Origin of the sequence: Psychrobacter sanguinis (assembly GCF_020736705.1) — a bacterium.
GTDB lineage: Bacteria > Pseudomonadota > Gammaproteobacteria > Pseudomonadales > Moraxellaceae > Psychrobacter > Psychrobacter sanguinis.
The window spans coordinates 1,174,421-1,188,383 of sequence record NZ_CP085990.1; the positions used below are offsets into that span (position 1 = coordinate 1,174,421).

The window sequence follows — 13,963 nt, forward strand, 5'->3', positions numbered from 1 at the left end:
CTCCTAAATTTGGGTAGTGCTTTTCTATATAGGAAGCCATAACTATTAGGCTATCAATTCTTGACGGACAATTTGAGCGCCTGCACTTAAGGCATTAAGTTTGCCTCTTGCCACTTGGCGAGACAAAGGGGCCATACCACAGTTAGTCGACGGGTAGAGCTTGTCAGCATCAACAAATTTAAGTACGGCACGAAGCGTGTTAGCAACTTCTTCAGGCGTTTCAATCGTGTTAGTGGCCACATCAATGGCGCCAACCATCACTTTTTTACCACGAATCAGTTCAATCAAATCCATGGGCACACGAGAGTTTTGACATTCGAGTGACACAATATCAATCTTAGATTGCTGCAGCTTAGGAAACGCTTCTTCATATTGGCGCCATTCTGAACCTAATGTTTTCTTCCAATCATTATTGGCTTTGATACCATAGCCATAGCAAATATGCACCGCCGTTTCACAGTTTAGACCTTCAATGGCGCGCTCTAAAGTGGCGATTCCCCAGTCGTTTACTTCATCAAAGAACACATTAAAGGCAGGCTCATCGAATTGGATAATATCGACACCAGCGGCTTCTAACTCTTTGGCTTCTTGATTTAGGATTTTAGCAAACTCCCAGGCCAACTTTTCACGGCTCTTATAATGGCCATCATATAACGTATCAATCATCGTCATTGGACCAGGCAGTGCCCATTTAATCGGCTGATTGGTTTGTTGACGTAAAAATTTAGCGTCTTCCACAAAGACAGGTTTTTGACGGCTTACTGCACCTACTACGGACGGCACACTTGCCTCATAGCGATTACGGATTTTAACGGTTTCTCGATTTTTAAAATCTACCCCATCAAGGTGTTCAATAAAGGTGGTGACAAAGTGTTGGCGAGTCTGCTCACCATCACTGACAATATCAATCCCAGCCTGCAGTTGTTCCTGTAGTGATACTCGAAGAGCGTCCTGTTTGGCTTCAATCAATTGCTCGCCTTCTAATAACCAAGGTGACCAAAGTTTTTCAGGCTCTGCTAACCAAGAAGGTTTCGGTAGGCTACCTGCGGTTGAAGTTGGTAATAATATTTTTGTCATGGTAATCAATCTTCTCTATTTTTGTCTTGGGTTAAGCAACGTGTTTATTTTTAGCTTGTTTTTGAGAGGCTTGTTTTTGAGAGGTCTGTTTTTCGCTGGTTTGATTATCAGGCTCATAACTTGCTGCCCACTCTTCCAAAATATGTTGGTAAGGCTTAATAAACTGCTCTTCTGTAAACTTTCCTTGTTTTACGGCCAACTGACTACGCTCTTCACGGTCATACACGATTTGAGTCAAGGAATAATCTTGATAGGTCAAACTCGGTTGATATACGGCAGCGGCGGTAGAGTTAGCATTGTAAATTTCCGGTCGATAGATTTTTTGGAAAGTCTCCATTGTCGCAATGGCACTAATTAGCTCAAGGTCGGTGTAATCGCTCAATAGGTCACCGGCAAAGTAAAAGGCTAAAGGTGCCACGCTACCTGCAGGCATAAAGTAGCGAACGGTTAAGCCCATTTTGTGGAAGTATTCATCGGTTAATGAATATTCATCTTGTCGGTACTCCACCCCTAATACAGGATGCTGATTGGCGGTACGGTAATAGGTTTTACTGGTTGAAACGCTAAGACAAATTACTGGTTTTTTAGTAAATTGAGCTTGATAAGCCTCTGAATTCAATAAATCCTGAAATAATTTGCCATGCAAAATACCAAAACTTTCTGGTATCGGTTCACTAGGATGGTTATTAAAGTGGTCCAACAATACGACACTAAAGTCATAATCACGTACATAAGAGGAAAAACTGTTACCGATCATGCCTTCAATACGTGTGTTGTCTTTGTGATCCACAATCGTCGTTTTTAAGGTTTCGATAATAGGGAAGGTGTGACCTTTGCCCTCAATGTCCATATCTACAGAAATAATATCCACATCAACTGAATAACGGTCTGCAGTAGGGTTGTCCCAATGAGCCAGAGCGTTGAAGCGATTGTTTATCATGGTTAAGGTTTTACGTAAGTTTTCTTGACGCTGCTCGCCGCGCGCTAAATTAGCAAAGTTAGTGGTGAGACGTGTGCTGTCTGCAGGTTGATAATTTTCATCAAAACGAATCGTCTTAATTGAATATGTAAAAATTTTACTCATAGCGTGTTACTACCCTAATTATTGATATAAAACCAAATTTTTGTATGAGGTAATTTAAACATGAACACTACATGAATAAAAACGATTAAACTTTATGAAATAATGAATTTTATTCAAGTTAGTTGTTTTTAAGATAGAGGATAGACAGGCAAAGTTAGACAATTAAAATAAGACAGTTAAAAATTTATAGCTTAAGTGAGTTTTCAATATTTAGAACATAAAAAAACGCTCCAATTTGAAATTGGAGCGTTGATTTAAACTTAGCATGAAATAATTTATTGCTCAACAAAATACAGGATCATTCTCAATTAATATTAGATGTTATTAAGAACAAAGATAATTCCCTATTAAATAAAAAAATAAAATCGATGAAGTAAACTGTATCCTCTATGGTTATTGCAAAAAATTATTTAACTTTTGCTACCGCTTTAAAGTGAGCCACTTGATTGTTATTAGTAACAACTAACATTGGGGTATTATTAGCACCTTGGCTTAGCGTATATTTACCCACAACAGAAGCCACTGCTGCTGCATCAAATTTAGCTTCAGCATCAGGACAAGCCATCATAGTACTCATGATATTACCCAACTTAACTTCTCCATTAACAACCGTATAAGGTGCTGAGATGTTATTACAAGTGTTGTTAAGCGTAACTAGATTATCACCCTCTACTGTCATAAAGTTTAAAGTTAATGGTTTGGCTGCATTAGTGAATAGGGCATCTACTTTTTTACCATTAGAGGTCTTTGCATCTACCAGTTGCCAGCTATTGGCTTGCAACGCCGCATCAGTAATTTGATAAGTAGTGATGGTGCTATTAGTCTGATTATTAGTATGAGGCATCGCGGTAGTGCTTTGACAACCTGTTATTAATGCCCCCATAGCAAGAGCACCTGACATCATAATTACGTTGATTGTTTTCATATATTGTCCTTTAAAGGTGAACGGTTGTTATAAACCTGTTTTTATGAATCTATTTTCTTATAAATATATTTTTTCATTTTAATAAACCGATAATTTTTTACTTTTCAAATATTATTTTGTAGCCATTAGCCAATTAATCATAGACGGTTAATCCTTACATTATTACAAAGCTAAAATTGTCTGACAAGAGAGGATAACCATTCCAATACTATAAAGCCCAAACAGTTACTAATATAGGACGTAATGTAGAAAGCTTTTTGATAGTGGACAGGCTTATTTTTTAGGCTTATTAGCGTATAATAGAGCGAAAATCATAGGTCAGTCACTATTATCCATATTGTTAAGGTCTTAGGCTTTGGCTATAAGCCATTAAACAATAGGGCAACGGATTTATCAGTTGAGCTATGTTAAATTTACAACAAAAATTAAAGCAGTATTTTTAATTTACCTTTTTATTCACCCTTAATTTAACTCCATTAATTGAAATAGGAAAAATTATGAGCTATCAGCAACAGCTAGAGCGTATCAAAAACGACACAGGTTTTATCGCAGCTTTGGACCAAAGTGGCGGCAGTACTCCTAAAGCGTTACGTATGTATGGCGTAGAAGAAAGCGAATATTCAAACGATGATGAAATGTTTGCTAAAGTTCATGAAATGCGTACGCGTATTATGACTTGTGAAACTTTTGACAGTGAGCGTGTTTTAGGGGCAATTCTGTTTGAAGACACTATGGACCGTGAAGTAAATGGTAAGCCTACTGCTAACTATCTATGGGAAGATAAAAATATCGTTCCTTTTTTAAAAGTGGATAAAGGTCTTGCTGATGAGATGGATGGCGTTCAAGTTATGAAGCCAATGCCTGAGCTTGATAGCCTATTAGACAAAGCGAAGAAATTCCCAATCTTTGGCACAAAAATGCGCTCTGTTATTCACAAAGCTACTCAAGATGGTATCGAGACTGTGGTTCAACAGCAATTTGATGTGGCTAAGCAAATCCTATCAAAAGGCTTAATGCCAATCGTTGAGCCAGAAGTGAACATTGAGAGCGAAGAAAAAGCACAATGTGAAATACTTTTGAAAGATGAAATCCTTCGTAACCTTGATCGTTTAGACGGTGATCAACAAGTTATGCTTAAGCTATCTTTACCTGAAGAGCCAGGTTTCTATAGTGATTTAATAAACCATCCAAAAGTTCTTAAAGTAGTAGCGCTATCGGGTGGCTATAGCCGTGATGAATCATGTGAGCGTCTATCACAAAATCCAGGTATGATTGCTAGCTTCTCACGTGCTTTCACTGAAGGTTTGTCAAAATCACAAACTGACGAAGAGTTTGCAGCAACTATCGATGCATCTATCGATAAAATCTATAACGCCTCTAAAGTATAAATAACTCAAATAAGACAACTGCTTTAACAGCAAGCCTTATTTAATCAGTATAAAAAAAGCTTGAATTCCTATAGAAGGATTCAAGCTTTTTTGTTGTTTAATTTTAAAATTTTGTAGATTAGCTTTTAATGGCTAAACTTGCTTATAAAGCTGGCGTCCCTCAGAGTTATATTTTTCACTCATTTGTTGCATACCTTCTTGTACTTCATCAAAGCTGGCTTCGCCCACTTGACTGACAAGCTCAGTGTCCACTTCTTTAATCAAATGCACATCATCAGACAGCTCACCAGTACTTGGAGTGACTTCTGCACCTGTAGGCAAACCGGCTGCATATTCACGCACATTTTGAGTGATTTTCATTGAGCAGAATTTAGGCCCACACATTGAGCAGAAGTGAGCCGATTTATGAGCGTCTTTTGGCAAGGTCTCATCATGATATTCACGCGCCGTATCAGGATCTAAAGCTAAATTAAACTGATCATCCCAGCGGAACTCAAATCTTGCTTTGGATAAAGCGTTGTCTCGAGCCTGTGCACCAGGATGGCCTTTGGCTAAGTCGGCGGCATGAGCGGCGATTTTGTAGGTGATAATGCCATCTTTGACATCTTTTTTATTAGGCAAGCCCAAATGCTCTTTGGGGGTTACATAGCACAGCATGGCCGTACCAAACCAGCCAATCATAGCCGCACCAATAGCACTGGTAATATGGTCATAACCAGGTGCAATATCTGTGGTTAATGGACCAAGGGTATAAAAAGGCGCTTCGTGACACATTTCAAGCTGTAGGTCCATGTTCTCTTTAATACGGTTCATTGCGACATGCCCAGGGCCTTCAATCATAACTTGGACATCATGTTTCCAAGCGACTTGTGTTAATTCGCCTAAAGTACGTAGCTCACCGAACTGAGCTTCGTCATTGGCATCTTGCAAACAGCCAGGGCGTAGGCCATCGCCTAAACTAAAAGCAACGTCATACTGCTTCATGATTTCACAGATGTCTTCGAAGTGAGTGTATAAGAAGCTTTCTTTATGATGCGCTAAGCACCACTGGGCCATAATTGAACCACCACGGGATACGATGCCGGTCAAGCGTTTGGCAGTTAATGGGACATAACGCAGTAGCACGCCGGCATGAATGGTAAAGTAATCCACCCCTTGTTCGGCTTGTTCAATAAGAGTATCGCGGAAAATCTCCCACGTTAAATCTTCAGCGACGCCATCAACTTTTTCTAAGGCTTGATAAATAGGTACCGTACCGATAGGGACAGGGGAGTTACGGATAATCCATTCACGGGTTTCGTGAATATTTTTACCGGTGGATAAATCCATGATGGTATCCGCGCCCCAGCGAGTTGCCCAGGTCATCTTTGACACTTCTTCATCAATACTTGAGCCTAGAGCTGAGTTACCAATATTGGCATTAATTTTCACTAAGAAGTTACGGCCAATAATCATTGGCTCTGATTCGGGATGGTTAATATTGTTAGGGATAATGGCACGACCGGCTGCCACTTCATCACGGACAAACTCAGGAGTAATTATTTTAGGAGTGTTGGCGCCAAAGCTTTCACCAGCATGTTGACGCAGGTCAGTTAGCTCATTTTGCTTTTGGGTCTCACGAATGGCGATATATTCCATTTCAGGGGTAATAATACCTTGTCGAGCGTAGTGCATCTGGGTCACATTGCGCCCTGATTTTGCCCGGCGTGGCTTATCAATATGAGCAAAGCGTATGTTGGCGGTGGTAATATCGCGGGCACGTTCTTTGCCGTAGTTACTAGACAAGCCTTCTAAGCGCTCGGTGTCACCGCGTTCTTCAATCCATTTTTCACGCAGTTTCGGTAAGCCTTTGGTCAAGTCAATTTCGACATTGGGGTCGGTATACACCCCAGAGGTGTCATAAACATAAAAAGGAGGGTTTTTTTCGCCATTTTCTAATCCAAACCCACCGGTAGGCGTGTCTGTTAGGGTGATTTCGCGCATGGGTACTTGGATGTCAGGACGTGAGCCTTCGATATATACTTTTTTTGAGGCGGGTAGGTTGCGAGTTAAGTCGCGTGCTTCTTCATCAAAGCGTTCATCTGTAGAGCTGCGATGAGCAGGAGTTTTGACTGTGCTTGCTAAGTTACTCATGGAATGGTCCTTATTTTATCTAAATGGCGTAATGCCAATTTGGTTTAGAAGTGTAAACCTTATAAAAATAAAGACTCGGTGAGTGCAGGCTTTGTCAACTAAGACAGCTTATATCTATTAGTACCCTTTAATATATTAAATTCTAATAATCGACTTTATGTAAGGATTATAGCTATTGCTTAAGAGTTGTATGTCAGAAAGGAACAAACTATAAGAATACAAAGCCTAACAATAGCATGCCGGAATAAACCAGCTACTTATTACATAAATTAGAACATAGCTTTGGTACGCTATGACTATTAACAGGTCTATATAAGGTATAAGGGAGTTGCAATGACTTTCCTACGGCGGTATTAACCGCATCAGGTTCAACGGGTGATGTCTCAGCAGACGCTTTTTTAGAGACAGTAGCGAGTAGTAATGCTACTAGTTAAAAAAGAAGGTCTGCACCCCGAGTCTTAATGATCGTGATGATAGGGCTATCTTATCAAACTTTGAAAACATTAACAGTGCTCAATTCAACTAAAGCTCACTTCAATTAAACTATCACTACTCCAAACCTTCTCTCCATAAAAAACGCCAACTTAATAGTTGGCGTTTATCGAATTGGCGCGGTGACATAAGGACAATACCGAGGCTACTTGCCCCTTCTTAACACTTCCACATCTACTTTGCATAAGTTACAGCTAATCATCTGATTGGCTTTTTTGGATAAGTCGATAATACGACCTGGCTTAAATGGACCACGGTCATTGATTTTAACGACCACGGATTTGTTGTTATTTAGGTTAGTTACTTTTACTTTGGAACCAAAAGGAAGCGATTTATGAGCTGCAGTCATCGCATACATATTATAAATAGCGCCAGATGCAGTCTTTTTACCATGGAAGCCTGGACCATACCACGAGGCCATACCTGCATTGGCGGGCACTGTTAACATCGTAGCTAACATCAGCGTAAATGGCATAAAAAGTTGGTGGTGGTTCAAAAAGTAGGCTGAAAAAAAACAGGCTGAGAAATTGATAAAATAGTGAAATGCAAATCACACTATACATCAAATGCCCAGCCTGTCTAAGTGACAGTATAAAGAAAAATGGCTTCAAAAGCTATGGTAAACAAAACTATAAATGCAAAGACTGCAAACGGCAGTTTATTGGCGACCATGCCTTAACGTACCAAGGCTGTCACTCCCAAAAAGATAGCAAAATACGCCATCTTATGGTTCGAGGCAGTGGCATAAAAGACATCGCTTGCGTTGAGAGAATCAGCAAAGGCAAAGTACTGGCCACCCTAAAAAAGTGTCACTACCAAATAACCCCCAAGCAAAGGCAATACGACTGTCTTGAAGTCGATGAGCTTTGGACATTCGTAGGCAAGAAGACCAACAAACAATGGCTAATTTATGCCTATCACCGTGACACAGGTGAAATTGTTGCCTATGTGTGGGGAAAACGAGACCTTAACACTGTCAAAAAGCTTAAAGCTAAACTGCAAGCCTTAGGCGTAAGTTGTGCTAGAATCGCTAGTGATACCTGGGATAGCTTTGTTACCGGTTTTAAGGGCTTTACCCAAGTCATTGGCAAGTTTTTCACGGTCGGTATTGAAGGTAATAATTGCACTATCAGACATCGAGTAAGGCGAGCATTTAGGCGAAGTTGTAACTTTTCTAAAAAGCTGGAAAATCACTTTAAAGCCTTTGATTTAGCTTTCTTTTACATCAATCATGGATATGTCTAATGTCAGCCTACTTTTTGAACCACCACCAAAAAGTTTTTTCATAGGTAATACCTGTAATCTAATGAATGGTTGGAACAAATTAACGCAATAAAATTTTGGAAGAACATCTAGGCGTAGAAGCCTAAGTTGTTAGCAAAATAAAATTGTCTGCACCAAAACATCGAGAGCGTAGTCTACAGGTCTTAGATTTAGCCCACCTTTCTAATGGGTAAAGATAATGTAAAGATTATAAATGTCGCATTTTTGGCCATAAGCTCCCATTTACTTTAATTTACTGACAATTCTGTAACAAATACCTTCGCAAAAGTTACGATATTTCCACAATTAATTTAAGTTTCATCAAACTGTCATATTTAAACGTCAGAATAACCTCATTCTAATTAAGGGTGCTTTTATCGACTGTGAAGCACTCAAAATCCAGATGGCTCAATTTGACACTCTGCATTTATAACACTTATAACTTTTTAGGAGAGACCATGCGTTATTCACTGTTAGCCGTAGCTGTAGCCAGCGTACTTACTTTATCGGCTTGTAATAAATCAGAAAACGATACAGCTGCCACCGACGATACCACAGCCGCTGCCCCTGCCGAAGGTTCTACTTCAGCAGCAACAACCGGTACAGCTTCTGAAGGCGGCTTTAAGTCAGCTGAAGGCATTGAGATGAATATTACAGGTGCGGGCGCTTCATTCCCACAGCCTATCTATATTAAATGGTCAGCAGATTACAACAAAGAAACTAAGGGTCAAGTTAACTATCAGTCAATCGGCTCATCTGGCGGCATCAAACAAATTATTTCTAAAACAGTAGATTTCGGCGCATCAGATGCTCCTATGACACCTGAAGAGTTAGAAAAAGAAGGTCTTATTCAGTTTCCAACCGTTATCGGTGGTGTGGTTCCTGTTGTTAACCTAGAAGGCGTTGAGCCAGGTCAACTAAAGCTAGACGGCGAAACGTTAGCTAATATTTATTTAGGCAAAATTACTAAGTGGAATGATCCTGCGATCGTTGCTTTAAACCCAGATTTAAAACTTCCTGATACGGCTATTACTACTGTATTCCGTTCTGATGGTTCAGGCACTACTTTTAACTTTACTGATTATCTAGCCAAAGTTTCTCCAGAGTGGAAAGACAAAATTGGGGTAGATAAGACAGTTCAGTGGCCTACTTCAGCAACAGGTGTTGGCGGTAAAGGTAACGAAGGCGTAGCTAGTAACGTAACTCGCATGCCAAACTCAATTGGTTATGTTGAATATGCCTATGCTAAGCAAAACAAAATGTCTCACACTGCTCTAAAAAATGCAGCAGGTAATGTGGTTCAACCTTCAGCAGAAACTTTTGCAGCAGCGGGTGACATTGACTGGTCAAAAGAAGAAGGCTTCTACAAAGTCATCACCAACTCTGAAACTGATCAAGCTTGGCCAATTGCAGCAGCGACTTTCATCTTAGTTCACAAAAATCCTGAAAACCCACAAAAAGTGGCAGGTGTCTTGAACTTCTTTGATTGGGCTTATACCCGCGGTGACCAAGATGCAATGGACTTAGACTATGTACCATTCTCTGATAAAGCAGTGGCTTTATTCAAAGCAAAATGGAATGAAGTAGTTGATAAAGATGGTAAACCTGTTTATACCCCAGCGCAGTAGTTCATAGTGCCTTAAAGGCCATTATGAGATTTATTTAGTAATTAACAATGAGGCTGTTATGGCAGATTTACATTCCCAGTTAGCAAAGCAAAAGCGTTACGATTTCCTTTTTGTCAATGCGACAAAGGCGTTTGCGGTACTGGTATTGTTGTCATTAGGTGGGATTTTACTGTCGTTAATTGTTGGTGCATGGCCCAGTATTCAAGAGTTTGGTCTGGGCTTTTACACCAGTAATGATTGGGATACAGTAGGGGACCAATACGGGGCTTTAGCCCCTATTTATGGTACCGTGGTGACCTCAGTAATTGCTATCTTAATTGCAGTTCCGGTAAGTTTTGGTATCGCCATTTTCTTAACGGAACTGTGCCCTGCCTTTTTGAAGCGCCCATTAGGTATTGCCATTGAATTATTAGCAGGTATTCCTTCTATTATTTATGGTATGTGGGGCTTATTTATTTTCGTTCCTTTCTTTAGTACTTATATTCAGCCTTGGTTTATTGAACATGTGGCACCTTTACCAGTGATTGGTAAATTGTTTTCAGGTGCGCCTATTGGCTTAGGCATGTTTACAGCATCTCTAGTGCTGGCCATCATGATTATTCCTTTTATCGCTGCCACCATGCGTGATGTGTTCTCAGTAGTACCAGACCTTCTAAAAGAGTCGGCTTATGGTATGGGAGCCACAACTTGGGAAGTAATGTTTAAGATCATTCTTCCTTATACCAAAGCGGGCGTGGTAGGCGGCATAATCTTAGGTTTGGGTCGTGCTCTAGGTGAAACGATGGCCGTTACCTTCTTAATTGGTAACGCTTACAACATCAGTCCAAGTTTATTTACCTCAGGTGTCACTATTACTTCGGCCTTGGCGAATGAGTTCGCAGAAGCAGGCAGTGAGCTACACTTAGCGTCATTACTACACTTAGGTCTGATTCTGTTTGTTATTACCTTTATCGTACTGTCTATATCAAAATTGATGTTGATGCGTATTGATAAAAAAGCAGGTAATTAAAACGAGAGTTAAAACAACTTAGATTGCTTATTTCGAAAAATTTTATAGCGGCAATATGCCGCTATAAATCCAGTTTTAATATCTAATATTAATAATCGAATAATTAAGATTTTGCTAATCAAACACGGTAATGCTTAGCCAATAAATAATGTGGTTTTTAGCCCAGACAGTTTTAGCGAAATGGAGAAACAGTTAATGCGTTCAGCTGAAGTCAGTCTCAATCATGGTGCCCGTTTTGAGGACCGCTACAATAAGTCGCTTTATAATAAGCGCCGTTTTGTTAACAAGTTAGGATTGTTCTTTGCCATTTCAGCAATGGCATTTGGATTATTTTGGTTAACTTGGATATTAGTTACACTATTTATTGAAGGCTTCCAAGCGCTATTAGACATGCCTGTATTCTTAACAGATACGCCGCCACCGCAGACAGAAGGTGGGTTACGTAATGCTATCGTGGGATCGATTATGTTGGCATTTTCTGGCTTATTTATTGGTGCCCCTGTAGGAATGATGGCCGGTATTTATCTTGCAGAATTTGCTCAAGGCAGTTGGCTGGGCAAAGTAACCCGTTTTTTAAACGATATCTTATTATCAGCACCTTCTATTGTTATTGGTCTATTTATCTACGCGCTAATGGTAAAAGGTCAGCATTTTTCAGGTTGGGCTGGTGCATTGGCTTTAGCTTTGATTGTAATTCCTGTGGTCGTACGTACCACAGAAAATATGTTGAATCTGGTTCCTAATACCTTGCGTGAAGCAGCTTATGCATTAGGTACACCAAAGTGGAAATTAGTAACTACGGTTACTGTAAAAGCGGCCCGTGTTGGTTTAACCACAGGTGTCTTATTGGCCTTCGCTCGTATTGCGGGTGAAACTGCGCCTTTACTGTTCACCGCCTTCAACAATCCGTTCTTTAGTACAGATATGAATCAGGCAATGGCCAACTTACCCAATACTATTTATCAGTTTACTTCTAGTCCTTATGAAAACTGGCATACCTTAGCTTGGGCAGCAGCATTACTGATTACCATGACAGTACTTATATTAAACATTGTTGCCAGATTAATCGGCGGTAAGGATCAAAGTCATTAACAACGCCACTCTATAAGGTAGTTACTTGATTTTTTATTAATAGATAGACCTAGCTTATTCGTGTAAGCCCAAATATATGAAGCACAGGACAAGATTATGACAGATTTAGTAGAGAAAACCCCAGTGAACAAAACTAAAACCACTTCAGAGGGGAGCCTATTGGGTATGCCTATGAATACCGGATCTCAAATTGCCCAGCCTGATACGGCCAGTTTTAATAAGCAAACTATGGCAGATATGCCAGAAAATATGCCTAAGGCTAAGTTGGAAGTTCGCGATTTAAACTTCTACTATGGTGATTTTAAAGCTCTTAAAAATATCAACATTGATATTCCAGAGAGAAAAGTAACCGCATTCATCGGTCCATCAGGTTGTGGTAAATCTACTTTATTACGTACCTTTAACCGTATGTATGACTTATATCCTGGCATGCGTGCTGAAGGTTTGATTAATCTTGATGGTAAAAATATTTTAGATAAGCATATTGATGTTAACTTATTGCGTGCTCGTGTAGGTATGGTGTTCCAGAAGCCAACACCATTCCCAATGTCTATCTATGACAACGTTGCTTTTGGCGTACGTCTGTACGAAAAGCTTAGCAAAGCTGAGCTTGATGAACGCGTAGAATGGGCACTGAAAAAGTCAGCACTTTGGCCTGAAGTAAAAGACAAACTTAAAGCATCAGGCTTGTCACTTTCAGGTGGTCAGCAGCAGCGTCTATGTATCGCTCGTGGTGTGGCCACTAAGCCAGAAGTATTGCTTCTTGATGAGCCAACGTCTGCGTTAGATCCTATTTCAACCGGTGCTATTGAAGATTTGATTGAAGATTTGAAACACGATTATACTATTGCCATTGTGACTCATAACATGCAACAGGCAGCTCGTGTTTCAGACTATACCGTGTATATGTATTTAGGTGATATGGTTGAGATGGGTGAAACCAATCAAGTCTTTACCAATCCTGCTCAAAAAGCGACCGAAGACTATATTACAGGTCGCTATGGCTAAACTTAATTTAGTCTAGACAGTCCTTAGAGTTATTAGATAGAGCCAGACGCCAATTTCTATTAGGTTTCTGGCTTTTATATTATAAGAGTAATGAGGGAATATTTTATGCCGCTTACTGAAAAGCACTCATCAAGAAGCTTTGATCACGACTTACAGGAATGTATTGATCTTTTCATGACCATGGGTCGAATGGCCGCAGAGCAGGTGACTTTGGCCACGCATGCCTTAGTTGATGGTGATGTTGAATTGGCCAAAAAGGTTATTGAGGAAGACACTCAGATTAACCAGATGGAAATCAAAGTTGATGAGCTAGTGGTATTATTAGTCGCTAAGCGTCAGCCCACAGCCAGTGATTTAAGATTGGTTATGGCACTAAGCAAAGGGGTGGTTGATCTGGAACGGGTTGGTGATGAAGCCAGTAAGATTGCCCGTATGGCTTGTAAGCTTAATAAGGAAGGAGTGTCACCCAGAGGCTACTCTGAAGTTCAGCACTTATCGAATCAGGTTCGGGTGATGTTATTAGAAGCGTTAGAGGCTTTCTTACGTATGGATCCTGAGCAAGCCTTTTCAGTATTGCAAAGTGATGAAATCGTCAATGAAGAATATCAGTCCGCCAGTCGCTCTTTGATGACCTATGTGATGGAAGACAGTCGTCATGTCTCCAAGGTTATCAATATTTTATGGGTGTTACGGGCGTTAGAGCGAGTAGGTGACCATGCTCGAAATATTGCTGAATTAATTATTTACTGCACCAGTGGCAAGGACGTGCGTCATACCGATTTCTTGACTGTAGAGCAGGCAGTACAAGAAGCATCAAATATCATTGCTTCTCGTAATAACCCCTAATACTTTACATACAATAAA

General features: G+C 40.1%; 12 protein-coding genes and 1 riboswitch. Of the genes, 7 read left to right on the forward strand and 5 right to left on the reverse strand.

Annotated elements, in window-relative coordinates; translation table 11 throughout:
- Positions 1-45: 45 nt before the first annotated feature.
- From LK453_RS04950 to LK453_RS04960, 3 genes are all read right to left on the reverse strand, one after another.
- Entirely contained in the window at positions 46-1,077 is a 1,032-nt protein-coding gene (locus tag LK453_RS04950) for a methionine synthase (protein WP_044298033.1), read from the reverse strand.
- Positions 1,078-1,108: 31 nt separating this feature from the next.
- Entirely contained in the window at positions 1,109-2,161 is a 1,053-nt protein-coding gene (locus LK453_RS04955) for a DUF1852 domain-containing protein (RefSeq protein ID WP_007394926.1), read from the reverse strand.
- Positions 2,162-2,567: 406 nt separating this feature from the next.
- Entirely contained in the window at positions 2,568-3,086 is a 519-nt protein-coding gene (locus LK453_RS04960) for an META domain-containing protein (protein ID WP_007394927.1), read from the reverse strand.
- Between the two features lie 497 nt (positions 3,087-3,583).
- Here LK453_RS04960 and LK453_RS04965 point away from each other — a divergent pair, with 497 nt between their 5' ends.
- Positions 3,584-4,474 (forward strand): fructose bisphosphate aldolase, encoded by an 891-nt coding sequence (locus LK453_RS04965; RefSeq protein ID WP_007394928.1) that lies wholly within the window; start codon positions 3,584-3,586, stop codon positions 4,472-4,474.
- Positions 4,475-4,606: 132 nt separating this feature from the next.
- On the opposite strand, the gene thiC is transcribed toward LK453_RS04965, so the two are convergent.
- Both thiC and LK453_RS04975 read right to left on the reverse strand, forming a co-directional pair.
- On the reverse strand, positions 4,607-6,607 hold the full coding sequence (gene thiC / locus LK453_RS04970; protein ID WP_007394929.1) for a phosphomethylpyrimidine synthase ThiC: 2,001 nt from the start codon (positions 6,605-6,607) through the stop codon (positions 4,607-4,609).
- A 322-nt stretch (positions 6,608-6,929) separates the two neighbouring features.
- Positions 6,930-7,071, reverse strand: a riboswitch (TPP riboswitch).
- Positions 7,072-7,244: 173 nt separating this feature from the next.
- Positions 7,245-7,547: a septal ring lytic transglycosylase RlpA family protein gene (locus LK453_RS04975; RefSeq protein ID WP_265088904.1), complete on the reverse strand. Its 303-nt coding sequence runs from the start codon at positions 7,545-7,547 to the stop codon at positions 7,245-7,247.
- Between the two features lie 95 nt (positions 7,548-7,642).
- Between LK453_RS04975 and LK453_RS04980 the strand changes: the two genes are divergently transcribed.
- The 6 genes from LK453_RS04980 to phoU all read left to right on the forward strand — a co-directional run bounded on the left by LK453_RS04980 (position 7,643) and on the right by phoU (position 13,945).
- Entirely contained in the window at positions 7,643-8,344 is a 702-nt protein-coding gene (locus tag LK453_RS04980) for an IS1 family transposase (protein WP_227953986.1), read from the forward strand.
- Between the two features lie 476 nt (positions 8,345-8,820).
- Positions 8,821-9,990: a phosphate ABC transporter substrate-binding protein PstS gene (gene pstS, locus LK453_RS04985; RefSeq protein WP_201536241.1), complete on the forward strand. Its 1,170-nt coding sequence runs from the start codon at positions 8,821-8,823 to the stop codon at positions 9,988-9,990.
- A 58-nt stretch (positions 9,991-10,048) separates the two neighbouring features.
- A complete protein-coding gene (pstC, locus tag LK453_RS04990) occupies positions 10,049-10,999 on the forward strand; it encodes a phosphate ABC transporter permease subunit PstC (RefSeq protein WP_007394932.1) in 951 nt (316 codons plus the stop codon).
- Positions 11,000-11,194: 195 nt separating this feature from the next.
- On the forward strand, positions 11,195-12,091 hold the full coding sequence (gene pstA / locus LK453_RS04995) for a phosphate ABC transporter permease PstA (protein ID WP_044298034.1): 897 nt from the start codon (positions 11,195-11,197) through the stop codon (positions 12,089-12,091).
- A gap of 96 nt (positions 12,092-12,187) precedes the next feature.
- The gene (gene pstB, locus LK453_RS05000; protein ID WP_379652726.1) at positions 12,188-13,099 is read left to right on the forward strand and encodes a phosphate ABC transporter ATP-binding protein PstB; all 912 of its coding nucleotides are present in this window, start codon (positions 12,188-12,190) and stop codon (positions 13,097-13,099) included.
- 105 nt (positions 13,100-13,204) lie between these two features.
- The gene (phoU, locus tag LK453_RS05005; RefSeq protein WP_201528350.1) at positions 13,205-13,945 is read left to right on the forward strand and encodes a phosphate signaling complex protein PhoU; all 741 of its coding nucleotides are present in this window, start codon (positions 13,205-13,207) and stop codon (positions 13,943-13,945) included.
- Positions 13,946-13,963 lie beyond the last annotated feature (18 nt).

What these genes read in the sequence shown, in the direction of transcription:
- LK453_RS04950 (WP_044298033.1), bottom strand. Translation starts at nt 1,077, where the DNA reads ATGACAAAAATATTATTACCAACTTCAACCGCAGGTAGCCTACCGAAA.
- pstB (WP_379652726.1), top strand. Translation starts at nt 12,188, where the DNA reads ATGACAGATTTAGTAGAGAAAACCCCAGTGAACAAAACTAAAACCACT.
- LK453_RS04960 (WP_007394927.1), bottom strand. Translation starts at nt 3,086, where the DNA reads ATGAAAACAATCAACGTAATTATGATGTCAGGTGCTCTTGCTATGGGG.
- LK453_RS04955 (WP_007394926.1), bottom strand. Translation starts at nt 2,161, where the DNA reads ATGAGTAAAATTTTTACATATTCAATTAAGACGATTCGTTTTGATGAA.
- thiC (WP_007394929.1), bottom strand. Translation starts at nt 6,607, where the DNA reads ATGAGTAACTTAGCAAGCACAGTCAAAACTCCTGCTCATCGCAGCTCT.
- phoU (WP_201528350.1), top strand. Translation starts at nt 13,205, where the DNA reads ATGCCGCTTACTGAAAAGCACTCATCAAGAAGCTTTGATCACGACTTA.
- LK453_RS04980 (WP_227953986.1), top strand. Translation starts at nt 7,643, where the DNA reads ATGCAAATCACACTATACATCAAATGCCCAGCCTGTCTAAGTGACAGT.
- LK453_RS04975 (WP_265088904.1), bottom strand. Translation starts at nt 7,547, where the DNA reads ATGTTAACAGTGCCCGCCAATGCAGGTATGGCCTCGTGGTATGGTCCA.
- pstS (WP_201536241.1), top strand. Translation starts at nt 8,821, where the DNA reads ATGCGTTATTCACTGTTAGCCGTAGCTGTAGCCAGCGTACTTACTTTA.
- pstC (WP_007394932.1), top strand. Translation starts at nt 10,049, where the DNA reads ATGGCAGATTTACATTCCCAGTTAGCAAAGCAAAAGCGTTACGATTTC.
- pstA (WP_044298034.1), top strand. Translation starts at nt 11,195, where the DNA reads ATGCGTTCAGCTGAAGTCAGTCTCAATCATGGTGCCCGTTTTGAGGAC.
- LK453_RS04965 (WP_007394928.1), top strand. Translation starts at nt 3,584, where the DNA reads ATGAGCTATCAGCAACAGCTAGAGCGTATCAAAAACGACACAGGTTTT.